Source organism: Neisseria sp. CCUG12390 (assembly GCF_047837985.1).
Lineage (GTDB): Bacteria > Pseudomonadota > Gammaproteobacteria > Burkholderiales > Neisseriaceae > Neisseria.
On sequence record NZ_CP181244.1, the window covers coordinates 2058259 to 2084492 of the forward strand.

Here is a 26234-nt window from a genome sequence, read left to right on the forward strand (position 1 = left end):
TCATGGACTTTCAGACGGCCTGCTAACTTTGGTTTCAGTGTTTGTCCGAATCGGATTTTACGGATTCGTCGGCGAGCATACCGGCAGCGGCGGCCTGCTGTACTGCAATTTCATGCTCATGCGCAGTTTCTTTGAAGAATTTGCGCACCACCACATAAAACAGCGGCACCAAGAATACCGACAGAATCGTACCGATCAACATCCCCCAGAATACGGTCGTACCGATGGCACGCTGGCTGGCCGAGCTGGCACCGCTGGCGATATACAGCGGAACCACACCCAAAATGAACGCAAACGATGTCATGATAATCGGACGGAACCGCAGGTGGGCGGCTTCGAGCGCCGCTTCCAACGCGCTCTTGCCCTGAGCCTGCAAGTCTTTGGCAAACTCGATAATCAGAATCGCGTTTTTCGCGCTCAAACCCATGACGGTTACGAAACCGACTTGGAAGTAGATGTCGTTCAGATAAGCCGGCGGCGCACTGAACAGGCCTTCAAACAGATTACGGCCTGTCGCGCCCAAAGCAGCACCGACCAACCCCAACGGAATCACCAAAATCACCGCCAGCGGAATCGACCAGCTTTCATACAGCGCAGCCAATACCAAGAATACCGCGGCAATCGAGAGTGCATACAGAATCAGGGTTTGCGAACCGCCTTTGGCTTCCTCGCGGGACTGACCACCCCACTCCAGACTGTAGCCGCCTTCCATTTCGTCCACCATCTGCTGCACGGCAGCCATGGCTTCGCCGGAAGAATAACCGCTTGCGGGCGTACCGGTCACTTCCATGGCCGGGTAGCCGTTGAAACGTACGCTCTGCTCCATACCCACCTGCCAAGAAACGGTGGCAATGCTGGAGAACGGAACAGCCGTGCCGGTGTTGTTCACGACGGTCATGTTCAGAATATCGGAAGGCTGCATACGGGCGGAAGCATCAGCCTGCACCATCACGCGCTGCAGACGGCCTCTGTTCGGGAAATCGTTGACATAAGCCGAACCCAAGGCATTGGACAGCATGTTTTGGATGCTGGCAAAGCTGATGCCTTGCGCAGCCGCAGCCTGACGGTTGATGTCGATTTTAAGCTGAGGCGCATCCTCCAAGCCGTTCGAACGCACGGTGCTGGCATCAAAAATCGGGCTTTGGCGCATTTTTTGCAGCAATTCGTTGCGCTTGGCCAATAATGCTTCATGACCCGAGCTGTTGCGGTCTTGCAGGTAGATGGTCAGACCCGAACCGGTACCCAGCTCCATAATCGCCGGCGGCACAATCGCCAAACCGAAACCGTCTTTGATGCTGCCCATCATCGCACCGGTCAATTTACCGGCCACTGCCGCGGCACCGCTGCCCGGATCGGAACGTTCCGCCCAATCTTTCAAAATGATGAAGCCCATCGCCATATTTTGCCCCGAACCGGAGAAACTGAAGCCCGACACGGAAATGACATCGCGCACTTCAGGCATGGATTTGGCCAATTGGTTCACATGCGCCAAAGTCGCATCGGTACGCTCCTTGGTTGCACCGGCAGGCAATTGGACATTCAACATAATCGTACCTTGGTCTTCAGACGGCAGGAACGATGTCGGCAGTCGCATAAAGAAAAATGCCCCGACCGCAGCCAGTAAAACATAAATCACCATCATGCGGCCTGCTTTGCGCAACACTTTGGCGACCACGCCTTCATAGCGGTGCGTACCGGCTTCGAATTTGCGGTTGAACCAACCGAAAAAGCCTTTTTTCTCTTGGTGGTGACCCTTCGGAATCGGTTTGAGCATGGTGGCACACAAAGCCGGGGTCAACGTCAAAGCCAAGAATGCGGAGAAGGCAATCGCCGCCGCCATAGTTACGGCAAATTGACGGTAAATATTACCGGTCGCACCGCTGAACATTGCCAACGGAACGAACACCGAAATCAACACCGCGGTAATACCGATAACCGCGCCGGTAATCTGACCCATCGCTTTTTTAGTAGCCTGCTTCGGCGGCAAGCCTTCGGAGGCCATAATCCGCTCGACGTTTTCCACCACCACAATCGCGTCATCGACCACAATACCGATGACCAGTACCATCGCAAACATGGTCAATACGTTGATCGACATACCCATGTAGGAGATAAAGGCAAACGCGCCCAACAGCGAAATCGGTACCACAATCGTCGGAATCAGGGTATAGCGGATGTTTTGCAGGAACAGATACATCACTAAGAACACCAGCACAATCGCTTCAAGCAGGGTATGCACCACTTTCTCGATCGACAGTTCAACGAACGTCGACGTATCGTAAGGAGCCTGCCATTTCATGCCTTCCGGGAAGAAGCGTTGCAGCGTTTCCATACGCTCTTTCACGGCCGTTGCCGTCGCCATGGCATTACCGCTGTTGGACAGCATGACCGCCATACCGGTGGTCGGCTGGCCGTTCAAACGGGCTGAAGTCGAGTAATCCTGCATACCCAAACTCACTTTGGCCACGTCTTTCAGATAAACGTTGGCACCGGTGGTATCTGAACGCAAAATAATATTGCCGAACTCTTCAGCCGTACTCAATTGGCCTTGCGCAGTCACCGTAGCCGTCATGGTTTGCCCTTGAGCAGCAGGCAACGCACCAATCGAGCCGGCGGAAATTTGGATATTCTGCGCCTGCAATGCGCCGGAGACATCGGCAAAAGACAAATTATAGTTTTGCAGCTTAACCGGATCGACCCAGATTCGCATCGCACGTTGCGCACCGAACAAACGCACTTGGCCGACACCGTCGATGCGCTGCAGTTCCGGCACGACGTTGCGCTGCGCATAGTCGTTCATCTCTTCGACAGACTGCACATCAGACGACAGCATCACCACCATCAGGAAGTTGGATTGCGCTTTCGACACCGTCACACCGTATTGCTGTACGGTTGAGGGCAGCGTGGACAATACTTCCGACAATTTGTTCTGCACATCGACCTGCGCCAGATCCTCATTGGTTTCAGGCGTAAAAGTCAGGCTGACCGTACCCCTGCCGCTCGAATCGGCAGAGGTCGTCATGTAATCCAATCCCTCGACACCGTACATATTGCGTTCGATGACGGCCAATACACTGTCTTCCATCACCTGCGCCGAAGCACCCGGATAGGTGGCGGTCATGGTAATGGTCGGCGCGGCTACGGAAGGATATTGCGAAATCGGCAACCTTTGGATACCGAGAATACCCGCTGCGATGATGAAAATCGCAATCACCCATGCAAAAATGGGGCGGTCAATAAAAAACTTAGACATTTAGCGTATCCTTACTTCTTGGCTTCAGAAGCGGCGGTTTCTTGCGGTTTTACGGCAGGCGCGGACGCGGCTTGCGGTTGCGAAGCCTGTTGCGCTTGGGCAGCCTCGGCAGGCGGCGTCCATTCTTTCGGCGTCACTTTTTTCGCTCCGGTCATACCGGCAATCATGGTGCCGTCGACGATCACTTTATCGCCTTCGTTCAAGCCTTGGGTAATAATCCAGTTCGCACCCTGCTGCTGCGCCACCGTCACTTCACGCGGTTCCATACCGCCTTGCGCATTCACAATCATCACCATGTCTTTATCCCCACGGGTGACTGCTTGTTGCGGCACGACGAACGCATTGGCTACATCTGCCTGATTCATCAGCACGCGCACATACAGACCTGGGAGCAAAACGTTGTCGTCATTTGGAATCGCCGCGCGCAGGGTTACTTGGCCGGTAGATTCGTTTACGGTCGGATCGGCAAACAGCAGACGGCCTGTCTGGCCGTACATACCGCCGTTTTCAAACTTAATCCCCACCTCGATACCACCGTTGACGGTTTGCAGCTTGCCGTCGGCAATGTCTTGGCGCAACTTCATAATGTCGGTAGCCGATTGGGTCACGTTCACATACATCGGATTGGTTTGCTGGATGGTTGCCAAGACCGTGGTGTCTCCGGCATTCACCAAAGTACCTTCGGAAACATTAGACTGGCCGATAAAACCCGAAATCGGCGCAGTAATACGGCTGCGCCGAACATTGATGCCGGCAGATTTAATCGCGGCTTGCGCGGCTTTTACATTAGCCGCCGCCGAGCGCTTCGCCGTAACAGCGGCATCATATTCTTGGCGGCTGATGGCATCGGCCTCCACCAATGGTTTGTAACGTGCCAAATCGGCATTGGCCTTAGCCAAAGCCGCTTCAGCAGTCGCCAATTGTGCACGCGCGCTTTCCAGATTGGCTTCATAGGTCGAACTGTCGATCTGATACAGAGGCTGGCCTGCACGGACATAGCTGCCTTCTTGGAACAAACGTTTCTCGATAATACCGCCCACCTGCGCGCGCACTTGGGCCGTGCGGACCGACTCCAACCGCCCCGGCAATTCCGTTGTCAGCGATACCGTTTGCGGAGACACCGTTACCACACCCACTTCAGGTGCAGGGGCTTGTTGCTGGGCTTGGGCATTTTGACCGCCTTTTTGCTGCGCATCATCACCTTTACCGCAGGCCGACAGAGCCAAAGCGGTTGCAGCAGCGATTGCCGCCACACGCAGTATTTGAGAAGCATGAAGATTCATTACGTTTCCTATCATCTTGATTGTTTCTGTAGATTTATTACAAAACAGCCCATAAACACCAACTGCCTGCTTACGCGCTTTTACACGGCAAGGCAGGCAATCAAACCAATGTCTTCCCTAAGACTCTAAGACATTGAAGGATAAGCTGTGGATACAGTCGCCATTATACATACATTCTTGCATGTTATAAAATTATTTTTTATAATAACCGAAGTATTTTACATAAAGATTTGAACACAAAATGAGAAAAACCAAAATCGAAGCTTTGAAGACCAAAGAGTATCTGATGATGGCCGCCTTGGAAACATTTTATAAAAAAGGCGTTGCCCGTGCGTCGCTTAACGAAATCGCCCAAGCCGCCGGCGTTACCCGCGGTGCGCTGTACTGGCACTTCAAAAACAAAGAGGATTTGTTCGACGGTTTGTTCCAACGTATTTCAGACGACATCGAAAGTTGCTTGATACAGGATTTGGAAAAGCCGGATAAAAACAGTTGGTCGAATTTCCGCCTTTCCCTGCTCAAATTTTTCGAACGCCTGGAAAACAACAACTTACACAATAAATTTTATAACATTCTGTTTTTAAAATGCGAACATACCGATCAAAACGAAGCCATCATTTCCTTGGTCGATAAATACCGGACGCTTTGGAACCACAAGCTGAATATGATTTTGGCCGAATGCGTCGAACAACACGATTTGGATGAAAATCTGGACATCGAATTTGCCACCGTTTTTGTCAAATGCAACATAGACGGCCTGATTCAGCAATGGCTGTCTGCTCCTCAGAATTTCGAGCTTAACCAAGTCGCCCCGCGTATAGTCGATATTACTTTGGACAATCTGAAAAACCACCCTTTATTGCACCGGCCGACAGCTAAGCGGTAAAAAGCCCGTGTTTTTTTTGCAGTATCTGAAGATAATACTGAACATCCATAAAAACACGTACCCTATACCCCCCACATAACATCAAACCATGTGCAGCCCGATAAATTTCCAATGGATCGGAACACCGGCAAAAGAAAATTGTGCCGTTTTATAGTCGTTAAAAATAAAAACAAGACAAGGCGACAGCGACCGCCGTGTACACTAGTACATAAGGAAGTCGGCAACGCTGTATTATTTTTAATTTAAACGGCTATAAATTTTACAAGACGCCGCATGAGACTTTATAGGCTTATTTTCCCATCCTATTGTTTATGTATAAACAATGCGGCTATTTCTGACAATTAAGGCCGTCTGAAAATTTTTCAGACGGCCTTTCATTTAAGCTAGCGGCGTAAGATGGCGGAGCTGATGTATTTCTGTACACCGTTGGCAATGGCCTGTGCGCAGCGGATGCGGAATGACGAATCGGCCAGCAGCCTTTCTTCGATCGGATTGGATAGGAAGGCGGTTTCCACCAGAATCGACGGAATATCAGGCGCACGCAAGACGGCGAAATTGGCTTCGTCGACGCGGCCTTTGTGCAACTGATTGAGCTTGCCCAATTCGGTCAATACCGCTTGACCGAGCTTGCGGCTGTCGCGCATGGTGGCGGTCTGCGCCATATCAAGAATGGTGTTGTCGACATGGCGGTTGCCGCTGGTGCTGACACCGCCGATGGCATCGGCGTTGTTTTGTGTTTGCGCCAAGAACCTTGCCGCTGCGCTGGATGCACCGCGCGGATTGAGAATATAGACGCCGGTACCGCGCGCGGTCGGGCTGGTAAACGAATCGGCATGTATCGAGACAAAAATATCGGCTTTGCGGGCGCGTGCTTTAGCGACACGGACGTTTAAGGGGATAAACACATCTTCGTCACGCGTCATGTAAACGGTGTAACCCAATGCCTCCAGCCGTTTTCTAACTTCGCGCGAGATGGACAGAACAACGTTTTTTTCGCGCAAGCCGCCTTTGCTGACGGCACCGGGATCTTCACCGCCGTGACCGGGATCGATAACGACAACCGGACGGCGGCCTCTGCCACTGCTAGACGGCGTACTGCCTGACGCACGCCCCGAAGAACGTGACGAACGCGAAGCGGGGCTGCCGTTGAGCAAAGCCATCATCGGATCGTTGACGTCCACACCTTGAGGATAAAGGTCGATGACCAAGCAGTGTTTGAAGCCGCCCACCGGTGCGAGTGCAAACACTTGGGGATGGACGTTTTGCTTCAGGTCGATCACGATGCGCACGGTGGTCGGCGTATTCTGACCTGCGCGGATACTGCGGATAAAAGGGTCGTCTGCCAAGACTTTTTTGGAAATGCCCTGCAAAACGGTATTGATGTTGGCGTTTTGAATATCCACCACGAGGCGGGCGGGATTGTCGAGCAGGAAATGCTGGAAACGCATTGCGGCGGAGGCTTCGAGCGTCACGCGCGTATAGGAATGTGCCGGCCAGATACGCGTGGCCGCAAATTGGACAGGTCTGGCGGTTTTGCCCAGCGCGGCCGCAATCGGTGTCAGTGTAAAAAACAAGCCCGCCGCTTGGCGGACCAGCTGTCGTCGTGTCAGTTTAACCATGCTTCCAAACTTTTCCGGCCTTGAGGGGTGTGGGCAGTCAACGTAACGGTTCTGCCGCGTTCCGCGTGATTCAGTGAAAGGGTGATGTCTGCGGCGGGCGTAAACCCGCCGCCCTGCTGCGGCCATTCGATGAGACAGATGCTCCGGCTACCGAACAAATCGTCCAATCCCGCATCTTCCCATTCTTCGGGCGAACCGAAGCGGTATAAATCGAAATGGTGCAGCGTGAAAGCGGGAAAAGGATAGGATTCGACAATCGCATAAGTCGGGCTTTTGACCGCGCCGCTATGCCCCAATCCACGCAGCAAACCGCGTGTAAACGTCGTTTTCCCTGCGCCCAAATCGCCTTGCAGATAAACCGTCAACGGTGCATTCAGCGATGCGGCCCAGCTTGCGCCCAAAGCCAAAGTCGCTTCTTCGTCGGCTAGAAAACGGCTAACGCCTGCACCATCAATCATGAAATCGGCCTTTTTATTGCGATACAAAGCGTAAATTATGCGGGAATCCCGACGATTTGCAAACCTTGCGAATGATAAATTTAGAAAAAGTCGGTGTAAAAAGCGGACTGCGGCGCGGCGATTAAGATGAATATCCCTCTGTTTTCAGACGGCCTCTGTAAACAGCGGCGTGTCCGAATCTGAATGGATGAAACTTTCATACCGGCGTCACAGATTATTAAAATGCCGTCTGAAAGCGTGTACAATACCCGCCGTACCGACTTTCAAACACGACCATCATGACTACCAGCAAACAACGCCCCATCGGCGTATTCGATTCCGGCGTCGGCGGCCTGACCAATGTCCGCGCCCTGATGGAGCGGCTGCCGATGGAAAACATCGTCTATTTCGGCGACACTGCACGCGTGCCCTACGGCACCAAATCACGCGCCACCATCGAAACCTTTTCTCTGCAAATCGTTGATTTCCTGCTGGAACATGATGTCAAAGCCTTGGTCATCGCCTGCAACACCATTGCCGCGACAGTCGGTACGAAAATCCGCCAAAAAGCGGGCAACATGCCGGTTTTGGACGTGATTTCTGCAGGAGCCGAGGCCGCGCTTGCCACCACGCGCAACAACAAAATCGGCATCATCGCCACCAATACCACCGTCAACAGCAACGCCTACGCCCGTGCCATCCACGCACAAAATCCGGATACGCTGGTGCGTACGCAGGCTGCGCCGTTGCTGGTTCCTTTGGTAGAAGAAGGCTGGCTCGACCACGAAGTCACCCGCCTGACCGCCCGCGAATATTTGAAATCTTTGCTGGTGGACGGCATCGATACGTTGGTGTTGGGCTGCACCCATTTCCCGCTGCTCAAGCCGCTCATCAGCCAAGAAGCCCCTGATGTCACTTTGGTCGATTCCGCCATCACCACCGCCGAGGCGACCGCCAAAGCCTTGGCCGCCGCCGGTTTACTCAATGCGGACAACCCCGCACCCGATTACCGTTTTTACGTCAGCGACATTCCGCTGCGCTTCCGCACCATAGGCGAACGTTTCTTAGGCCGCAGCATGGAGCAGATTGAAATGGTGACTTTGGGTTAGGCGCGATAGGATGCAGGCCGTCTGAAAAGATTAAGAATGCTTTTTCAGACGGCCTGTTTGCGTTTAAATCCTTACGAAATGCTGATTTTCGGTTAGAATCGGGAAGTCTGATTTTATGTTTCAGACGGCATGTCATGAACCGTCAGGCCGTCTGAAAAAAATAAACCGTTAAGCGAGAATATTATATGAGCCAATACGTCTATTCCATGCTGCGCGTGAGCAAAACCGTGCCGCCGCAGAAAACCATCATCAAAGACATTTCCCTGTCGTTCTTCCCCGGCGCGAAAATCGGCCTGCTCGGCCTGAACGGCGCGGGCAAGTCCACCGTGCTGCGCATTATGGCAGGCGTGGACAAGGAATTCGAAGGCGAAGCCGTGCCGATGAGCGGCATCAAAATCGGCTACCTGCCGCAGGAGCCGCAGCTCGACCCCGAAAAAACCGTGCGCGAAGAAGTGGAAAGCGGTTTGGGCGAAGTGGCCGCCGCGCAGAAACGCTTGGAAGAAGTGTATGCCGAATACGCCAATCCCGATGCCGATTTCGACGCGCTGGCCGAAGAACAAGGCCGTTTGGAAGCCATCATCGCGGCCGGTTCGTCCACCGGCGGCGGTGCGGAACACGAATTGGAAATCGCCGCCGACGCGCTGCGCCTGCCCGATTGGGACACCAAAATCGGCGTGCTCTCGGGCGGCGAAAAACGCCGCGTGGCCTTGTGCAAACTCTTGTTGAGCAAGCCCGACATGCTGCTTCTCGACGAGCCGACCAACCATTTGGACGCGGAAAGCGTGGAATGGCTGGAGCAATTCCTCGTGCGCTTCCCCGGCACCGTCGTCGCCGTAACACACGACCGCTATTTCCTCGACAACGCCGCCGAATGGATTTTGGAACTCGACCGCGGCCACGGCATTCCGTGGAAAGGCAACTATTCTTCATGGCTGGAGCAGAAAGAACAACGCTTGGCCAACGAAGCCAAATCCGAAGCCGCCCGCATCAAAGCCATGAAACAGGAGCTGGAATGGGTGCGCCAAAACGCCAAAGGCCGCCAAGCCAAATCCAAAGCGCGTTTGGCGCGGTTCGAAGAGATGAGCAACTACGAATACCAAAAACGCAACGAAACGCAGGAAATCTTCATCCCAGTGGCCGAGCGTTTGGGCAACGAAGTGATTGAATTCGTGAACGTTTCCAAGTCGTTCGGCGACAAAGTGCTGATTGACGATTTGAGCTTCAAAGTGCCCGCAGGCGCGATTGTCGGCATCATTGGCCCCAACGGCGCGGGTAAATCGACCCTGTTCAAAATGATTGCCGGCAAAGAGCAGCCCGACAGCGGCGAAGTCAAAATCGGCCAAACCGTCAAAATGTCGCTCATCGACCAAAGCCGCGACGGCCTGCAAAACGACAAAACCGTGTTCGACAACATCGCCGAAGGCCGCGACATTTTGCAGGTCGGCCAGTTTGAAATCCCTGCCCGCGCCTACCTCGGCCGTTTCAACTTCAAAGGCAGCGACCAAAGCAAAATCGCCGGCAACCTCTCCGGCGGCGAACGCGGCCGCCTGCACCTGGCCAAAACCCTGCTTTCCGGCGGCAACGTGCTACTACTCGACGAACCGTCCAACGACCTCGACGTAGAAACCCTGCGCGCGCTGGAAGACGCATTGCTCGAATTCGCCGGCAGCGTGATGGTCATCTCACACGACCGCTGGTTCCTCGACCGCATCGCCACCCACATCCTTGCCGCAGAAGGCGACAGTAAATGGGTGTTCTTCGACGGCAACTACCAAGAATACGAAGCCGACAAAAAACGCCGCCTCGGCGAAGAAGGCGCGAAACCGAAGCGGATTAAGTACAAGCCGGTAACGCGTTGATAGTGTAAATAGCAAAAGGCCGTCTGAAAAAATAGTTTTTCAGACGGCCTTTTACATGATTCTCTTCACAGAACAATTGTTATCTCAATTCATCTTCGTATATATAGTAAGTCAGCTAATTCTATATTTTCATCATTGAGCATATAATCTGCAATGGAGAAACCGATAATTTTTCGACCTTCTAATTCGCTTTTTGTTTCATCAAAATTTGATTGGCAAAAGTAATAAATGTTTCTGTAATCTGGAGCAGGAATGGTCAAACCAAGCATAAAATGAAATCCATCCCTCATAGTTCCTATGAGTTCCCCATCAAAGTCTTTGATTATTTTCTTATTTATTTTAGCCAAACCTAATGAATTTTTTGTTTTTTCTTCGTTTATCCAATAATCTAAATATGGAATATCTATTTTCTTATCGCTGGAGAAGACAGTAATTGAAAAAATTTGTTCTTTATCAAAACTTGAAACTTTAATAGCTGCATTTGATAAGCGATAAACTACAGAAAACAGCTCTTTATTTCCTATTATGTCACGACTAATCTTTTGAGGTTGTCCAAATAGCTCATATATTTTATTAAAATTCATTGTTGGGCTAAGAGTGTTGATAAGTTCATTATTTAGAATTCGTTTATTACGTTTATCTAAATGTCTTTGAAATAATAAAACAATTACACCGCTTATAACACCTGCTAGGCTAGAACCTATCATGTTAAAGAATAATTCCATAGGTATACTTTAAATAGTTAAATATATCTTGTTTTCTTTGATGAAGAAAATTCAAATGGCTTTTATTATTGAGTCTAAGGAAATTAAATTAAGTCTGAACCGCACGTTCTAACGTCTGATTAATCCATTCATTCAAACTGATGTTGCTGGCGGCAGCGGCAGTCGCGGCGGCGGCGTGGATTTTCGGGCTGACGCGCACATTAAAGCGGCCGGAATAGTGTCTGTAAGGCTCTAAACCTTGTTCGGCGCAGACATCAAGAAAAGTTTGCAAACTTACCGCACCTTCTTTATGCAAATCGGCCACGTTGTCGGCATAAAAATCTGCGCCGCCGTTGAGGCCGATAAATTCGCCGCGCAGCATTTCGGTTTCAGGGTCGTATTGGATGACGGCTTTGTGGCCGTTGATGGTCATGATGTTGTTCATGGTTTTACTCCGTTGGCTTCGAGCCATTTTCTAACGGCGGCAACTGCACCTTTGTCGGTATCGGGGTTAGGATGCGGGCGGTGGAAGACTTGAACTTGGCCGAACAGGATAACGGCAATACGGCTGCCTTCGCGTTCTTGGATGTTTGCACCGAGTTCCTGAAATAATGCTTCAATGTCCACCCATTTTATGTTGCCCGATACAGGCCGCTTGAAAATCAAGGCTAAGGTTTTTTGATGCTTTTTCTTCATAATTTGATACCGTATTTTGGTACTATTTTAGCCGATTTTCAAAAATAAGGCAATCAATTCTGCGTCACGAATAACGGACATTGCGTAAAAAGGCCGTCTGAAAAATATTTTTCAGACGGCCTTTTCGTTTAAAATCATTTTCTCGGCATATTTCTGCAATAAGGGGAAAACATGAAAAACCAATCAATCAAACAACCGGCCAAACCCGATTTGCAGGCCGGCTTCGGCGAAATTATGGCGGCTTACCGGCGGCAGGATTTTCAGACGGCCTTGAGTCGGGCGCAGGAACTGCTGGCGTTTTATCCGCAGCAGGAAGCGGTGTCGAACATAGCGGCGGTGGTGCTGGCGCAGTCGGGGCGCGAAGAAGAGGCGGTGGCGGTGTGGCAGAACATTCCCGATACCAAGAAAAGCCATTCGGTTTTGAATAATTTGGGCAATGCCTGCCGCCGTCTGAAAAAATTCGATTTGGCGGAACGCTATATCCGCCAATCGTTGAAGCTGAAACCCGATCATGCCGAAGCGTATTGGAATCTGGTGCTGACTTTGAGCGAGATGCAGAAAAATTCAGACGGCCTTGAAGCGGCGAAGGCCTTTTTGGCGTTGAAACCCGATGACGAAGGCGGTTTGGAATATGCGGCGATGTTTGCGTTCAATGCGGAAAACTTTGCCGAGGCCGATGAATTTCAGACGGCCTTGTTGAACCGCCAACCCGAACGCGCCGATATTTGGCTGAGCAATGCGTGGGCACGACGCCGTCTGAAACGTTATCCGCAAGCGGAAGCGAGCTACCGCAGGGCTTTGGATTTGGACGATACAAACTACGAAGGCTGGTACGGTTTGGCGAAAACGCTGCATTTCCAGCAGAAATACGAAGCGGCATGTGCGGCCTTGGAACGGGCTTTGAAGCTGAAGCCCGACAGCATCGAGGCGCAAAGCGATTTGGTTTTGAACCGGCTGTATGTTTTGGAACAGGCGGAGCAAGGGGCGGCAGACAGTTTCCGGCTCGGCGACCTGTATGCGGCGCAGGCGGAAAATCTGCGTGTCCGCCATGCCGTGCCCCAGCCGAAAGCGCGGCTGCATATCGGCCTGGTGTCGTCGGATCTGCGCCATCATCCCGTGGGCATGTTTGCGCAGGGTTTATTGTGTTCGGACGCGGCGAAGCAGTTTGATTGGACGGCTTATGCCCATTCCGACATTTTCGACGGGCTGAGTGAAACCATCCGTCCGACGTTTAAGGCATGGCACAAAATCAAAGATTGGCCGGACGGACAGGTCATCAACCAAATCGTTTCAGACGGCATCGATATTCTGATTGATTTGAACGGCCACACGGCAGGACACCGAATGGGCGTGTTCGCCGCACAAGCCGCACCGGTGCAGGCGGCCTGGCTGGGCTATTTCGCCACCACCGGCTTGCCGACCATGCAGGCCTTGATTGCTGACGGGTATTGCGTTCCCGAAAACGAAGAAAAACTCTACCGCGAAAAAATCTACCGCCTGCCGCACACGCGCCTGAATATGCGCCCGCCCGAAATGGAAATTCAAGTGAACGCACTGCCCGCGCCGGCAAACGGCTACATCACGTTCGGCTGTTTCCAAAACCTGACCAAGCTCAACGATCATGTTTTGAAAACATGGGCGGCGATGGCAAGAAAATACCCGACGGCGCATTGGCGTTTTCAGACGGCACGTTTGGCCGGAGGCGGCGAGCAGGATGCGTTCAAACGCAAATTGCTGGATTTGGGCTTTTCAGACGGCGTGCTGCATTTTCACGGCGCAAGCGGTTATGAAGATTACTTTGCCGCGCATCACGAAGTGGATATGGTGCTGGACACCTTCCCCTTCCCGGGCGGAACGACCACGGCGGACGCATTGTGGATGGGCGTGCCAACCCTGACTTTGGCCTTGGAAGGCATGCTCTCGCGGCAGGGGCAGCAGCTTTTGTCGGCGGCAGGACTGGAAAACTGGGTCTGCACGCGCCTTGACGAATATCTGGCCAAAACCTTTTACTGGGCGGATTCGGCACATTGGGCAGAGTTGGCCGCATTGCGGCAGAGATTGCGTGAACAGGTATTGCGCAGCCCGCTTTACGATACGGAAAATTTTGCCCGCGACTGGTGCGAAACGGTCAAAACGATATGGCAGGACGCTTGCGCCACGCCATAAATAAACGCGGTAAGGCCGTCTGAAATATTTCTTTTCAGACGGCCTTACCATATGCAGAAACAGAATATTTGATGCCATGTAATTCTTGATTAAAAAACAACGACCCTGTATTTTTTTCCATGACTTTCTGAATAAATTTATACCATAACTTACTGTTTTATAAAGTTAATTAGTTCTTATATATATATATATATATATATATATATATATATATATATATAATCGTGATGCTTTTTTCATTTCCAAACCGACGGTTTGGACTTTTAACTTATAGAACTCGATATCGGGAGTATTGCAATGAATAAAAACACCCTGAAAACCACCGCATTAATTTGTTCCGCACTGTTTGTAACAGCCTGCGGCAGCAGCGGCAACGGATTGAGCACCGCATCAACCAACAATGCCTCAATCAATAAAGACAGCTTTTTCAGCGGCATGCTGACGAATAAAGACACCTCGGGCAATACCGACACCCAAAACACAGCCAATACCGCAAATACTTCTACTTCGGCTGCAAACAATACTTCTGCCTCTAACGGCAACACTTCGAAAAACCGCGGTTTCTTCGGCCTGGTATCGGGCAAAACATCTTCTGACGATGCGGCTGCCGCAAAACCGGCCACACCGTCAACCCCTGCGGCAACCGCACCTACTGCGCCGACCAAACCTACGACACCTTCTGCAACACCGGCTGCACCGACGACTTCTGCCAAACCGTCTACCCCTGCTGCAACCGTACCTGCCCCGTCTGATACAGCCAAACCTGCTGCGCCTTCTACAACACCGTCTGCACCGACAACTTCTGTCAAACCATCTACCCCTCCGGCAACACCTGCAACTCCATCAGCATCTGCTGGTGGTAAAGTTGGTACGGCCCTGATTGGTAACCAGAGAAATGTACACAATTCTTCATTCCAATCTTTGAGCGGCAATAGCTTGGACAGTATTGTTATTGATGGCAGAACCATCGCGTTGACTGATTCGGGTAATGTGGGTTCGCTATTTACTAAAGTCACTCAAAATAATGGCCAATCTCTGACATATATATCTAGCATTGCCAGCGGTTCTTATTTCAGCTATATGCGTTTCGGCAGTACCTCGATGAATGATGCAGCAAATTCTGAGTTCAAAGCGTATAACTATGTATTAGGTGATGTGACACCACTTAGCGCTATGCCTACTAACGGTACGGCAACTTATTCAGGCTTGTCTTTACTGGATAATGTAGGTAACGGTTGGGCAGGCTTGGAAGGTACTTCAAAATTTAATGTAGATTTCGGTAAGAAAACCATTAACGGTACAATCAATCATGGCCCTTATAATTTAGGTTTGGGCGGTACCATCAGTGGCAATTCGTTTAACGGTACGAAAGACGGTTTGTCTATGCAGGGTCATTTCTACGGCCCTCAGGCTCAGGAATTGGGCGGTATCTTTAAAGGTTCGGTTATTGAGGATGGCGGCAGTATCAATACCTTTACCGGCGTATTCGGCGCGAAGAAACAGTAAGCCCTGCCCGAAGAACCTGTCCGACGGTCGTCGGGCAGGTTTTTTTCTGTAGTACAGAATAAACATATTGCATAAAGAGGATGCCGGCACAGCCGCCGTAGTTCGATTTTCAGACGGCCTTTCAGCCCCATCCGAACCCATATGTCCCTTCAACAAAAACGAACAGAAAAAATGAAGAAAGAAGAAATCAAAAATATACGGCTCTTTTTATCCGTTTTGACCTTTACCGCAGCGGCAACCTCTGCAGCGGCTCCGATAGCCACGCCGGTAGAGGTACAGCCCGATTTGACGCGCGGTCAGGTGCAGCGCAGTCAGGAACCTGAAAAGTCGCCTTTGCCGCAATCGGAAAAACCGGCACCGTCGATGACGGCCGAAGAAGCATTGCAGCATCCTGCTTTGCTGGCCAATGCGCTTGATACCGCGCTGGCGCAGCAGAATACCGACGGTATCCGTTTCCTGCTGCCGATTTACCGCCGTCTGCCGGCGGAGCAGCAGAATCCGGTACTGGCCAAATATGCGGAAACCGTGCTGATGCAGGCCGACGGTAATTTGAAGCAGGCGGAAAAGCAGTACCGTGAAATGTTGGCCGAAAATCCCGAATTTGCCCCCATCCGCCTGCAATTGGCGCATACGCTTTCGCAAAACGGCAAACAGCGCGAGGCGGCACGGGAAATCGCAGTCATCCGCCAAACGCCCGAACTGCCGCCTCAGGTGGACGGGTATCTGAACAATTTCGACAAATACCTGAAAGATGCGCGCAGTTGGAAATTCGACGGCTCGCTGTCCTATCTGCAGGAAAGCAACGTCGCCCGTGCGCCGGAACAGCGTACTTACGGCAATTGGGAATTTGAAGAGCCGAAATCGGCACACGGTCTGGCTTATGAGGTTTCCGCACAGAAAACCGTACCGCTGAAAAACCATTGGGCGGCACGGGTGCAGGCTTCGGTCGGCGGCAAATTCTATTGGGACGCGCACGATTACGACGATTTGATTGCGCGTGCGGAAACGGGCGCGGTATGGCGTGATGCCAAACAGGAAGCCTCGTTTGCACCGTTCTACGAAAAACGCTGGTACGGTACCGAACCCTATTCGGATCAGGTTGGCGGTACGCTGCGTTATTCGCGCATTCTGTCGCCCAAGTTCCAGCTTCACGGAGCATGGCAGTCGGGCTATAAAAAGCACGACGACCGCAAGTATCTCGACGGTGCCGCCCATTCGCTGTCGGGAACGCTGGTACACCTGACTACGCCGAAGCAGATTCTGTTTTACGGTATAGACGGCGGTATCGACAATGCCCGCGATTTGTCCGAAGCCTACCGCCGCTACGGGGTACGGGCGGGCTGGCAGCAGAATTGGGGAAATTCGGGCAATACGGAAACGGCACTGCATCTGCTGGCGCAGCGGCGGCATTACCGCGCGTCGGATTTGTTCGGTATCCAGCGGCGCGATACCGAATATGCCGCGCGTGCCTCGCTGTCGCATAAAAAGCTGTCGTGGAAAGGCCTGACCCCGCGTCTGAACTGGGCTTGGTCGCATATCGACAGCAACCATTTCTACTACCGTTACGACCAGCACCGCGTATTCGTGGATATTGTGAAACGGTTCTGACCGTTCAAGGGGCATTTGAAAGGCCGTCTGAAATATTTCTTTTCAGACGGCCTTTTGATATGGCCGGCAGAGTTTTGCCGTGAGGCGCAAATATAATCGCTTGAAACAGAAATAAAACAAGGCGGCAGCGGCGGCCGTGTACACCCAGCACATCAGGAATCCGGCAACGCTGTATGATTTTTATTTCAAACGACGATAAAGATTCAGACGGCCTGAAACTGTTCAAAGCAGCGCAACCCGGGATGTGAAGACGTTTTGGGAAGCGCATGATAAAAATGTACTCAATACGGGGATTTGGCAAAGGCTTCGTCCTGTTATCTTCCGCGTCAATCCAAAATCTTCTTGCCCAAAATCACAATATCCGCCGACTGCGTTTCCAAATCGCACACCTGCGGCAAACGCCCCCACTCTTCAAAACCGAACGAACGGAACAGGCGGATACTGGCGTGGTTGTGTCCGAAAATCACTGCCAGCACATTGCGGATGCCCAGCGACGGCGCGCGTTCCAGCATGTAGCGCAGCAGGATTTTGCCCACGCCTGTACCGCGCACGTCCTGGCGCACATACACGCTGATTTCCGCGCTGATGTGGTAAGCCTGCCGCGGATAATAATCGCTGAAACTGCCCCACGCCACGATTTCGTTGCGCACGTCTTTCAACACAAACAAAGGCCGCCTGCCGCCGTGTGCGTCAAACCATGCCTGCCGTTCGGCCACGGTAACGGGCTGCAAATCCGCCGTCGACTGGCGCGAGGCGATGGTGCTGTTGTAAATGGCGACGATGGCGGGCAAATCGCTTTGCGCCGCTTCGGAAACGGTGTATTCGTTCATCTTTTCAGACGACCTTGAAAATCAGGTTGATGTAAAAATCCGCACCTAACGGCTTATGGATTGGGAAAATTTGCGAGTGCGGCGAAGGCTTCAGGCCGTCTGAAAAACCATACGCATTTTTCAGACGGCCTGCCCCTTTATCCGCTTACTGAATCAGCTTGGAAACGGTTTTGAACGCGGGATGCTTCGCATCGCCCAGCAGTTGGAACAGCACGCTTTCGACATTGGTGACACACGCACCCATATCGCGCATCTGATCCAGCGCGTTTTGCTTGTTGGCCGGATTGCGCGACGTGGTGCAGTCAAACGGCACATACACGCGCAAATCGTGTTCCAACAAATCAATCACGGTTTGCAGCATACACACATGCGCTTCCGCACCAATCAAAATCACGTTTTGCACCTGCTGCTCATCCAAAAGCGCAACCACTTCGTCGGTAACCGCCGAAAACCGCGTTTTTTCAAACACCGGCACATCATCGCCCAACAAAAGCTGCACCGCCGGCACGGTTTTGCCCAAACCCTTCGGGTATTGCTCGGTCACCACCAAAGGCACGCTCAAAGCCTGCAGCCCCTGAATCACAATGCGGCTGCGTTCGACCATCGTTTCCGCATCATGCAAGGCAGGCAGCAAACGTTCCTGAATATCGACGATGATGCATAGCGTATTTTCGGGTTTCATGATTTTTCCTTTTCAGACGGCCTATTCGGAATATTTATTCTACCTGAAAAAACAGGCCGTCTGAAAACGGGCTGTTACGGAACAATCTTTGCAGACAGTTTGTCAGGTTGACAACCCAACCTGCAATTGCTTAAGTAGTTTCTAAAAAGATAACATCCATTTCTATTTTTTGACCTAAGCTATCTTTAAATATTCTTTTAATATCTACAATTTTCAATTTTAAAGAAGAAAATACAAGTATCTCACTTTCTTCCATTCCATCAATACAAAGAGGTAAAGCTCTTGTATTCTCATTTAATTTTATTACCCATAGATTTTTAGGATCTTCCTGAATAGCATGCATACTGGCCGTATATGGATCAATTGTTGTAGAGAACATGCTTATAGTATCAATTTGATCACCAATTCTTGGATTTTCTATTGGAAAAACTCCGCCATGAAATAAATGTTGACTTCTAGGGATATAAAATTCCTCATTTTTCATTTCTTCTTGCATCTTTATAATGTCTTTATTCTTTTCATCTTCCACATAAGCAAATGTTGCAGGATATTTTGCTTTTTCAAGTTTAGGAACTTTCTCAAGCCAACGTAAGAAATTCTCATAAACAGGTTTATCTGCATCTGTTCTATTTAGTCCACCAAATGTTTCCAAAATATATTTTCTTGGAGAACTTGAACCAATAAATGAATATATTTTTTCATCTAACTTATCTAATACTATCATTATTTTTTAGCCTTTCACTCTAAGTTATCTTGAAACTCAATTCTTCAGTTTGTACCCCTCCCTGCTGCTCAGAATGTGTAGGGTGGGCATTTATGCCCACCAAAAACACCTTCAAACCATCAACTGCTTGAAATCCAAATGTTTTGTGGGCAACGAGTGCCCACCCTACAGCTAGTAAATCCAACCGTAAACACACAGGCCAAGACCTTTGCAAAACCCGGAAATATTCAAAAATTTCTAATCCGTCCTTCCCGCGAAGGAGGGAATTCAAAATTTCAACCTGCTGTAATTTATAAATATTTTCGAATCCGATAAGTCTGGATTCCCGCCTTCGCGGGAAGGACGGAAATAGATTTTTTAGTTTAAGTTGAGTTTTGCAAAGGTCTCAGGTGTAAGAAAAGCTAGCGTTGTTTACAGTATTTGAAAGACAATACTGCCATGAACATCCACAAAAATACCCGACTTACACCGCACCAACGTCAAGCCGTTTGGCGCGCCTATACACAGGATAAAATTACCGTTACTTCACTTGCCCGGCAATACCAAGTCAGCAGAGTAACCATCTACCGTATCCTCAAAGCCGCACGGCTGCAGCTGCTCACACCGCAAAACAGTACCAACAACCGGTTCAAACAAGCAAAATACGGGATGAAACGTTTGGCTAAGGTTGAAAAAGCCATCGAAGAAAAGCTCAAAAAACAGGCTAAACGCTACAACAAATCCTATCCCGGCGAAATGGTGCATTTCGATACCAAACGGTTGCCGCGGCTGAAAAACCAAAGCGTTGCCGACCCGTTCGAATACCTGTTTGTCGCCATCGACGACTACTCCCGCGAACTGTACGCAGCCATCTTGCCCGACCGTACGGCTGCCAGTGCCGCCAAGTTTCTGTTGAGGGATGTGATTGACTGCTGCCCGTACACCGTCGAATGCGCATACTCGGATAACGGAGTGGAATACAAAGGCAATGCATCCCACCCGTTTGGCGCTGCCTGCTGCCGCAACAACATCGTGCAGAAGTTTACCCGTATTGCGCGTCCGCAGACCAACGGCAAAGCGGAACGGGTGATTCGGACGCTGATGGAGATGTGGCACGATAAGCAGACATTTGACGATGCGCAACACCGGCGCAGGGAATTGTGCCGCTTTGTGAATTTCTACAATACGGTCAAGCCGCACGGCAGCTTGAAAGGCAGGACGCCTTTTGAGACTTTGGAGGATTATTTTTCTCAACCTGTTGTGTAAACAACCCGGTTATTTCTTACATCTCAGGCCGTCTGAAAATTTTTCAGACGGCCTGTGTGTTTTGCGTTTGACTCTCAAATAAAGGCAGCTATTTCGCCAGATGTTTCAAATGTCCGTAGCCGGCTTTGTCCATTTCTTCCAGCGGGATGAATTTCAGGCTTGCGCCGTTGATGCAGTAGCGCAGGCCGCCTTTGTCGCGGGGGCCGTCGGGGAAGACGTGGCCGAGGTGGGAGTCGGCGGCGCGGCTGCGGACTTCGACGCGGCGCATGTTGTAGCTCAGGTCTTCGTGTTCGGTCACTGCGGCCTGCTCAATCGGTTTGGTAAAGCTCGGCCAGCCGCAGCCGGAGTCGTATTTGTCGGCGGACGAAAACAGGGGTTCGCCGCTGACGATGTCGACGTAAATGCCGGGCTTGAACAGGTGGTCGTATTCGTGGCTGAAGGCGTATTCCGTGCCCGATTGCTGGGTAACGCGGTATTGTTCGGCGGTTAAACGCTGTTTCAGTTCGGCATCATCGGGCTTTTTGTAGCTTGCCGCGTCGAAGCCTTTGGCGGCTTTGCCGTCGGCGGACGCGCCTTCAAGCGGTTCGTCGGCTTTGCTGATGTCGATGTGGCAGTAGCCGTTTGGGTTTTTGACGAGGTAGTCCTGATGGTATTCCTCGGCTTCGTAGAAGTGTTTCAGCGGCAGGTTTTCCACCACAATCGGGCGGTCGAACTTTTTCTGTTCGCGCGCGATGGCGGCTTCCACCACGGCTTTTTCGGCGGGGTCGGTGTAGTAAACACCGGTGCGGTATTGTGTGCCGCGGTCGTTGCCCTGTTTGTTGAGGCTGGTGGGGTCGATGACGCGGAAATAGTATTGCAGGATTTGGTCGAGGCTCAATTTGTCGGCATCGTAGGTAACGCGCACGGTTTCGGCGTGGCCGGTGTTGCGGCGCACCACGTCTTCGTAGCTCGGGTTTTCGGTGTTGCCGTTGGCGTAGCCCGATACTGCGTCGGCCACGCCGTCGATGCGTTGGAAGTAGGCTTCCAAGCCCCAGAAGCAGCCGCCGGCCAGATGGATGGTTTTCAGGTTCATCGGTTTGGTTTCCTTTTTGTTTTCAGCGGGTTTGTTGAACGTGGTTTTCAGACGGCCTATGTCGGCGTCAGGATTGCCGATGAGCGCGAGTGCCTGCGTTTCGTTGATGCTGCCTTTGACGATGCGGGCAACGTTGCCGTTTTTATCGAGCACCGCCCACGACGGGTACACGCCGATGTTCAGGCTTTTGGCCAGCGCACCGCCAGCGTCCACCGCCAGCGGCAGTTTGGGATAGGCCAGCCCTTTATACCATGTCTGAAACTCGCCGTCTTTCTTTTCGCCGAGAAAACCGGGCGAGGCCACGGTAATCAGGTTGGCCGTCTGAAAACGCTGGTCCTGCGCCCATTGCTCGGTTTTTCCCAGCTCGGACAAACACAGCGGACACCAGCTCGCCCAGAATTTAATCAGGGTCGGTTTGCCGTTTTTCAGACGGCCTACCGGTTTGCCGTGGGCATCATGCAGTTTTTCCAGCGCGGCGGGAACGGGCGCGGCAGCCGCTTCGGGTTGGCAGCCCGACAGTAAAAATAAACCCGACACCGCCGCCGCACACAGCATCGGCCAATAGAATATTTTTTTGAACAGTTTCATGTTTTCTCCCAAACGTTACGATAGAAAATCAGGCGTTCGCACCATCTTTCGAGATTTTTTTCAGACGGCCTCACACCCCCAAATACCCTTCCCTGCTGCTCAGCCACCTGTCCAAATGTTTCTCCACAATATCCGGCCGCTCTTCAATCAGCTTGGGCGCGATTTCGCGGGCTTTTTCCAGCAGCTGCAGGTCTTCTTCGAGATTGGCGAAGCGCAGCATGGGTACGCCGCTTTGCCGTGCGCCGAGAAATTCGCCGGGGCCGCGGATGTTGAGGTCTTGGCGGGCGATTTCAAAGCCGTCGGTGTGTTCGTAAATCACTTTCAGACGGGCTTTGGCCAGTTCGCTCAGGGGTTCGGAAAACAGTAATACGCACGCGCTGGCGGCGGCTCCGCGTCCGACGCGGCCGCGCAGTTGGTGCAGTTGCGCCAAGCCCATGCGTTCGGCGTGTTCGATGACCATCAGGCTGGCGTTGGGTACGTCCACGCCGACTTCGATAACGGTGGTGGCGACCAGCACATTCAGACGGCCTGCGGCAAATTCGGCCATGACTTCGGCTTTTTCAGACGGCTTCATGCGGCCGTGAACCAGGCCGATGCTGAGTTCGGGCAAGGCCGTCTGAAGTTCGGCGAGGGTATCGACGGCGGTTTGCAGTTGCAGGGTTTCGCTTTCTTCAATCAGCGGACACACCCAGTAGGCCTGCTGCCCTTTGCGGCAGGTGTTCAGCACGAAGCCTTCCACTTCGGCGCGGCGCAGGCTGTTGACGAGGCGGGTTTTGATGGGTGTGCGGTTGGGCGGCAGTTCGTCGATGACGGAAACGTCGAGGTCGGCGAAAAAACTCATCGCCAGCGTGCGCGGAATGGGGGTGGCCGACATCATGAGCTGGTGCACGTCGCTGCCTTTGTTTTTCAGGGCGAGCCGCTGCGCCACGCCGAAACGGTGCTGCTCGTCGACAATCACGAGGCCGAGGTTTTGGAACGCGACGTCGTCTTGAAACAGCGCGTGCGTACCGACGGCAATCGGCGCGAGGCCGTCTGAAATCGCGGCTTTGTTGGTTTCTTTTTCTTTTTTGCGCTGGCTGCCGGAAAGCCACGCCACGGCCAGGCCGAGCGACTCGAACCATTGTTTGAACTTGGTGTAATGCTGCTCGGCCAGAATTTCGGTGGGCGCCATCACCGCCACTTGGCAGCCTGCTTCGACGGCGGTGAGCGCGGCAAGCGCGGCGACGATGGTTTTGCCGCTGCCGACATCGCCTTGCAGCAGGCGGTGCATGGGGTGGGTTTGCGCCATGTCGGTGCGGATTTCGGCAAGCACGCGCTGCTGCGCCGCCGTGAGCGCAAACGGCAGCGCGTTCAATAATTTTCCGGACAGTTTTCCGTTACCGATCAATGGGTTGGCATTGCCGTTCACACGCTTCTGCCGCGCCAGCCGCATGGAAAGCTGCTGCGCCAAAAGTTCGTCGAATTTCAGCCGCTGCCACGCAGGGAGCGTGCCGTCTGAGAGCTGGTGGATGGTGAAACTGGGCGGCGGCGAATGCAGCAGGCGCAGGCTTTCGGCTAGATGCGGCAGGTTCAGACGGCCTAACAATTCGTCGGGCAGCGTATCGTGCAGCGGCACGGTATCCAAGGCCGTCTGAACGATGCGGCGCAAAGTCGGCTGGTTCAGGCCGTTCACGGTCGGGTAAACGGGCGTGAGGCTTTCGGCCAAACCGGTGTGGTCCGCATCGCGGATTTTCGGGTGGATCATCTCGTCGCCGTGAAAACCGTGCTTGATTTCGCCCACCGCGCGGATGCGTTTGCCCACCGCCATCTGCTTCTGATGACTGGCGTAGAAATGGATAAAGCGCAGGTGCAGCACGCTGCCCGAACCGTCGGCAATCTGCACCACCAACTGCTTGCGCGGTTTGAACGTTACTTCCTGATGGGTAACGGTTCCCTCCACCTGACACGGCACGCCGACGGGCGCATCGGCAATCGGCATGATGTGGGTTTCGTCTTCGTAGCGCAAAGGCAGGTGCAAAACCACGTCCCACGGCGTGTTGAGATTGAGCTTTTCCAGCTTTTTCGCGGAAGTTTCGGTGATTTTGAGCTGTTTTTGGTGAACGGGCAGCATGGTGTCGGTTTCGGAAAGATATGGCTTTACGATATTTTATATGAAAACAGGCCGTCTGAAAGCGGTGGCTTTTTCAGACGGCATCCGTGTTTCAAGCGCATGACGGATACGGATGGTCAGATCCAACCTGAGTTTTATGGTCGTTTAAAATAAAAATAATACAGCGTCACCGGCTCCCTTATGTACCGGATGTACACGGCGGTCGCCGTCGCCTTGCCTTATTTCTGTTTTAAACGACTATACCAAGGTTTCCGTGTTTGGATTGCCTCAATACTCCCGGTCACAACCTGAATCAAAAAGGCCGTCTGAAAATTTTCAGATGGCCTTTTAATACTCGAAATTTTAAATCAAAACAATATCATACTGCTCCTGCGTATATGCCGTTTCCACCGCCAGCGAAATGGGTTTGCCGATAAAGTCGATCAGCATCGCCAGTGACTGAGATTCTTCGTCGAGGAACAAATCAATCACATTCGGTGCGGCGAGAATGCGGAAGGCTTTGGCATCGTAGCGGCGGGCTTCGCGCACGATTTCGCGCTGTATTTCGTAACACACGGTTTGCGGCGTTTTCAGACGGCCTCTGCCGTGGCATGACGGGCAGGGTTCGCACAATATCTGATTGAGGTTTTCGCGCGTGCGTTTGCGGGTCAACTCAACCAGACCCAAGCTGGTAAAACCGTTGAGCGTGACGCGCGTGCGGTCGAAGCTTAAGGCTTTGGCCAATTCCTGCAACACGGCTTCACGGTGTTCTTCCTTTGCCATGTCGATGAAGTCGATGATGATGATGCCGCCGAGATTTCGCAAACGCAGTTCGCGGGCGATGGTGTGGCAGGCTTCGAGATTGGTGCGGAAAATGGTTTCGTCGAAGTTGCGCGCGCCGACGAAGCCGCCGGTGTTCACGTCGATCGTGGTCATCGCTTCGGTGGATTCGATAATCAGGTAGCTGCCGAAATTCAGATTCACGCGCGGTTGCAGCGAGCGGTTGATTTCCTGTTCGATGTTGTGGGTTTCAAACAAAGGGCGGTCGCCTTTGAACAATTCCAATTTGTCCACCGCACCCTGCACATATAATTGCGCAAATTCGGTCATGCGGCGGAAATTTTCGGTCGAATCGACGAGGATTTTCTGCGTATCCAGGCTGAACATGTCGCGCAAGACGCGCAAATTCAGCGACAAATCCTGATAAAGCAGGGTTTCGGGCGGCTGCGTTTTGGATTGCTGCTGGATATGTTCCCACACTTTGGTCAGGTAATGGATGTCGGCCTGCAATTGCTCGTCGGTGGCGTTTTCGGCGTTGGTGCGGATGATGTAGCCGTGGCACGCGTTTTCGGGAAGCAGGTTGAGCAGACGTTCGCGCAGGTTGGTGCGCTCGGTATCGTCTTCAATCCGTTGCGAAATGCCGATGTGTTCTTCCTGCGGCAGATGCACGAGAAAACGGCCGGCCAGCGAAATCTGGGTGGAAAGGCGCGCGCCTTTGGTGTTAATCGGGTCTTTGATGACCTGAACCAAGATGGTCTGCCCTTCAAACAGCATATGCTCGATGCGCTGCGTTTCATCGGGATTGCGGCGTTGCTCCAACACATCGACAATATGCAGAAACGCCGCGCGCTCCAAGCCGATGTCGATAAACGCGCTCTGCATACCCGGCAGCACGCGGCGCACCACGCCCAAATAAATATTGCCGACCAGGCTGTGGCCGCTGTTGCGCTCAATATGCAGTTCGCAAATGTTGTTTTCTTCCAAAACCGCCACGCGCGTTTCCTGCGGCGTGATGTTGACCAACACGGTTTCAGGGGGGCGGACGGTGTCCTTAGGAATGGGAATACCGGCTAACATATTAATTTTCCATGAATAAAA

The 26234-nt window shown here is 52.2% G+C and carries 20 protein-coding genes; 7 read left to right on the forward strand and 13 right to left on the reverse strand.

Translation table 11 applies throughout. The annotated features are described in order from the left end of the window. Nucleotides 1-34 precede the first annotated feature (34 nt). The gene (locus ACM67E_RS09475; RefSeq protein WP_416191201.1) at nt 35-3253 is read right to left on the reverse strand and encodes an efflux RND transporter permease subunit; all 3219 of its coding nucleotides are present in this window, start codon (nt 3251-3253) and stop codon (nt 35-37) included. Nucleotides 3254-3264: 11 nt separating this feature from the next. Then, nucleotides 3265-4536 (reverse strand): efflux RND transporter periplasmic adaptor subunit, encoded by a 1272-nt coding sequence (locus ACM67E_RS09480; protein WP_416191202.1) that lies wholly within the window; start codon nt 4534-4536, stop codon nt 3265-3267. 241 nt (nt 4537-4777) lie between these two features. Here ACM67E_RS09480 and ACM67E_RS09485 point away from each other — a divergent pair, with 241 nt between their 5' ends. After that, the gene (locus ACM67E_RS09485; protein WP_416191203.1) at nt 4778-5422 is read left to right on the forward strand and encodes a TetR family transcriptional regulator; all 645 of its coding nucleotides are present in this window, start codon (nt 4778-4780) and stop codon (nt 5420-5422) included. A gap of 383 nt (nt 5423-5805) precedes the next feature. Here ACM67E_RS09485 and ACM67E_RS09490 read toward each other — a convergent pair whose 3' ends face one another. After that, nucleotides 5806-7041 (reverse strand): N-acetylmuramoyl-L-alanine amidase, encoded by a 1236-nt coding sequence (locus tag ACM67E_RS09490; RefSeq protein WP_416191204.1) that lies wholly within the window; start codon nt 7039-7041, stop codon nt 5806-5808. Beyond that, entirely contained in the window at nt 7029-7499 is a 471-nt protein-coding gene (gene tsaE / locus ACM67E_RS09495; RefSeq protein ID WP_416191205.1) for a tRNA (adenosine(37)-N6)-threonylcarbamoyltransferase complex ATPase subunit type 1 TsaE, read from the reverse strand. The genes ACM67E_RS09490 and tsaE overlap by 13 nt, the downstream gene beginning before the upstream one ends. Before the next feature lie 278 nt (nt 7500-7777). On the opposite strand from tsaE, the gene murI reads away from it, so the two are divergent. After that, nucleotides 7778-8587, forward strand: coding sequence for a glutamate racemase (gene murI, locus ACM67E_RS09500; protein WP_416191206.1), 810 nt, complete (start codon nt 7778-7780; stop codon nt 8585-8587). 185 nt (nt 8588-8772) lie between these two features. Continuing rightward, complete coding sequence (gene ettA / locus ACM67E_RS09505; RefSeq protein ID WP_416191207.1) at nt 8773-10446, forward strand: energy-dependent translational throttle protein EttA; 1674 nt, start codon at nt 8773-8775, stop codon at nt 10444-10446. Between the two features lie 89 nt (nt 10447-10535). On the opposite strand, the gene ACM67E_RS09510 is transcribed toward ettA, so the two are convergent. The 3 genes from ACM67E_RS09510 to ACM67E_RS09520 form a co-directional block, all read right to left on the reverse strand. After that, complete coding sequence (locus tag ACM67E_RS09510) at nt 10536-11171, reverse strand: hypothetical protein (RefSeq protein WP_416191208.1); 636 nt, start codon at nt 11169-11171, stop codon at nt 10536-10538. 88 nt (nt 11172-11259) lie between these two features. Beyond that, on the reverse strand, nt 11260-11595 hold the full coding sequence (locus tag ACM67E_RS09515; RefSeq protein ID WP_416191209.1) for a type II toxin-antitoxin system HicB family antitoxin: 336 nt from the start codon (nt 11593-11595) through the stop codon (nt 11260-11262). Continuing rightward, nucleotides 11592-11846 (reverse strand): type II toxin-antitoxin system HicA family toxin, encoded by a 255-nt coding sequence (locus tag ACM67E_RS09520; protein WP_416191210.1) that lies wholly within the window; start codon nt 11844-11846, stop codon nt 11592-11594. Before ACM67E_RS09520 ends, ACM67E_RS09515 begins: the two co-directional genes overlap by 4 nt. A gap of 171 nt (nt 11847-12017) precedes the next feature. Here ACM67E_RS09520 and ACM67E_RS09525 point away from each other — a divergent pair, with 171 nt between their 5' ends. The 3 genes from ACM67E_RS09525 (at nt 12018) to ACM67E_RS09535 (ending at nt 17126) form a co-directional block, all read left to right on the forward strand. Beyond that, nucleotides 12018-14012, forward strand: coding sequence for a tetratricopeptide repeat protein (locus ACM67E_RS09525; protein ID WP_416191211.1), 1995 nt, complete (start codon nt 12018-12020; stop codon nt 14010-14012). A gap of 297 nt (nt 14013-14309) precedes the next feature. Beyond that, nucleotides 14310-15518 carry a Slam-dependent surface lipoprotein gene (locus tag ACM67E_RS09530; RefSeq protein WP_416191212.1) on the forward strand — a complete coding sequence of 403 codons (1209 nt, stop codon included), beginning with the start codon at nt 14310-14312 and terminating at the stop codon, nt 15516-15518. 171 nt (nt 15519-15689) lie between these two features. Beyond that, a complete protein-coding gene (locus tag ACM67E_RS09535) occupies nt 15690-17126 on the forward strand; it encodes a surface lipoprotein assembly modifier (protein WP_416191213.1) in 1437 nt (478 codons plus the stop codon). A gap of 326 nt (nt 17127-17452) precedes the next feature. Here the strand turns inward: ACM67E_RS09535 and ACM67E_RS09540 are convergent, their stop codons facing one another. From ACM67E_RS09540 to ACM67E_RS09550, 3 genes are all read right to left on the reverse strand, one after another. After that, entirely contained in the window at nt 17453-17956 is a 504-nt protein-coding gene (locus tag ACM67E_RS09540) for a GNAT family N-acetyltransferase (RefSeq protein ID WP_416191214.1), read from the reverse strand. A gap of 145 nt (nt 17957-18101) precedes the next feature. Then, the gene (locus ACM67E_RS09545; RefSeq protein ID WP_416191215.1) at nt 18102-18638 is read right to left on the reverse strand and encodes an isochorismatase family protein; all 537 of its coding nucleotides are present in this window, start codon (nt 18636-18638) and stop codon (nt 18102-18104) included. A gap of 130 nt (nt 18639-18768) precedes the next feature. Further along, entirely contained in the window at nt 18769-19362 is a 594-nt protein-coding gene (locus ACM67E_RS09550; protein ID WP_416191216.1) for a hypothetical protein, read from the reverse strand. Between the two features lie 438 nt (nt 19363-19800). Between ACM67E_RS09550 and ACM67E_RS09555 the strand changes: the two genes are divergently transcribed. After that, a complete protein-coding gene (locus ACM67E_RS09555; RefSeq protein ID WP_416190995.1) occupies nt 19801-20607 on the forward strand; it encodes an integrase core domain-containing protein in 807 nt (268 codons plus the stop codon). 88 nt (nt 20608-20695) lie between these two features. On the opposite strand, the gene msrAB is transcribed toward ACM67E_RS09555, so the two are convergent. The 3 genes from msrAB to rng form a co-directional block, all read right to left on the reverse strand. Further along, nucleotides 20696-22234: a bifunctional peptide-methionine (S)-S-oxide reductase MsrA/peptide-methionine (R)-S-oxide reductase MsrB gene (gene msrAB / locus ACM67E_RS09560; RefSeq protein WP_416192771.1), complete on the reverse strand. Its 1539-nt coding sequence runs from the start codon at nt 22232-22234 to the stop codon at nt 20696-20698. Between the two features lie 103 nt (nt 22235-22337). Continuing rightward, complete coding sequence (recG, locus tag ACM67E_RS09565; protein WP_416191217.1) at nt 22338-24377, reverse strand: ATP-dependent DNA helicase RecG; 2040 nt, start codon at nt 24375-24377, stop codon at nt 22338-22340. A gap of 342 nt (nt 24378-24719) precedes the next feature. Next, a complete protein-coding gene (gene rng, locus ACM67E_RS09570) occupies nt 24720-26213 on the reverse strand; it encodes a ribonuclease G (protein WP_416191218.1) in 1494 nt (497 codons plus the stop codon). Nucleotides 26214-26234 lie beyond the last annotated feature (21 nt).

Excerpts from the sequence above, each read along its gene's own strand:
- ACM67E_RS09475 (WP_416191201.1), bottom strand. The coding sequence starts at position 3,253 with ATGTCTAAGTTTTTTATTGACCGCCCCATTTTTGCATGGGTGATTGCG.
- ACM67E_RS09480 (WP_416191202.1), bottom strand. The coding sequence starts at position 4,536 with ATGAATCTTCATGCTTCTCAAATACTGCGTGTGGCGGCAATCGCTGCT.
- ACM67E_RS09485 (WP_416191203.1), top strand. The coding sequence starts at position 4,778 with ATGAGAAAAACCAAAATCGAAGCTTTGAAGACCAAAGAGTATCTGATG.
- ACM67E_RS09490 (WP_416191204.1), bottom strand. The coding sequence starts at position 7,041 with ATGGTTAAACTGACACGACGACAGCTGGTCCGCCAAGCGGCGGGCTTG.
- tsaE (WP_416191205.1), bottom strand. The coding sequence starts at position 7,499 with ATGATTGATGGTGCAGGCGTTAGCCGTTTTCTAGCCGACGAAGAAGCG.
- murI (WP_416191206.1), top strand. The coding sequence starts at position 7,778 with ATGACTACCAGCAAACAACGCCCCATCGGCGTATTCGATTCCGGCGTC.
- ettA (WP_416191207.1), top strand. The coding sequence starts at position 8,773 with ATGAGCCAATACGTCTATTCCATGCTGCGCGTGAGCAAAACCGTGCCG.
- ACM67E_RS09510 (WP_416191208.1), bottom strand. The coding sequence starts at position 11,171 with ATGGAATTATTCTTTAACATGATAGGTTCTAGCCTAGCAGGTGTTATA.
- ACM67E_RS09515 (WP_416191209.1), bottom strand. The coding sequence starts at position 11,595 with ATGAACAACATCATGACCATCAACGGCCACAAAGCCGTCATCCAATAC.
- ACM67E_RS09520 (WP_416191210.1), bottom strand. The coding sequence starts at position 11,846 with ATGAAGAAAAAGCATCAAAAAACCTTAGCCTTGATTTTCAAGCGGCCT.
- ACM67E_RS09525 (WP_416191211.1), top strand. The coding sequence starts at position 12,018 with ATGAAAAACCAATCAATCAAACAACCGGCCAAACCCGATTTGCAGGCC.
- ACM67E_RS09530 (WP_416191212.1), top strand. The coding sequence starts at position 14,310 with ATGAATAAAAACACCCTGAAAACCACCGCATTAATTTGTTCCGCACTG.
- ACM67E_RS09535 (WP_416191213.1), top strand. The coding sequence starts at position 15,690 with ATGAAGAAAGAAGAAATCAAAAATATACGGCTCTTTTTATCCGTTTTG.
- ACM67E_RS09540 (WP_416191214.1), bottom strand. The coding sequence starts at position 17,956 with ATGAACGAATACACCGTTTCCGAAGCGGCGCAAAGCGATTTGCCCGCC.
- ACM67E_RS09545 (WP_416191215.1), bottom strand. The coding sequence starts at position 18,638 with ATGAAACCCGAAAATACGCTATGCATCATCGTCGATATTCAGGAACGT.
- ACM67E_RS09550 (WP_416191216.1), bottom strand. The coding sequence starts at position 19,362 with ATGATAGTATTAGATAAGTTAGATGAAAAAATATATTCATTTATTGGT.
- ACM67E_RS09555 (WP_416190995.1), top strand. The coding sequence starts at position 19,801 with ATGAACATCCACAAAAATACCCGACTTACACCGCACCAACGTCAAGCC.
- msrAB (WP_416192771.1), bottom strand. The coding sequence starts at position 22,234 with ATGCTGTGTGCGGCGGCGGTGTCGGGTTTATTTTTACTGTCGGGCTGC.
- recG (WP_416191217.1), bottom strand. The coding sequence starts at position 24,377 with ATGCTGCCCGTTCACCAAAAACAGCTCAAAATCACCGAAACTTCCGCG.
- rng (WP_416191218.1), bottom strand. The coding sequence starts at position 26,213 with ATGTTAGCCGGTATTCCCATTCCTAAGGACACCGTCCGCCCCCCTGAA.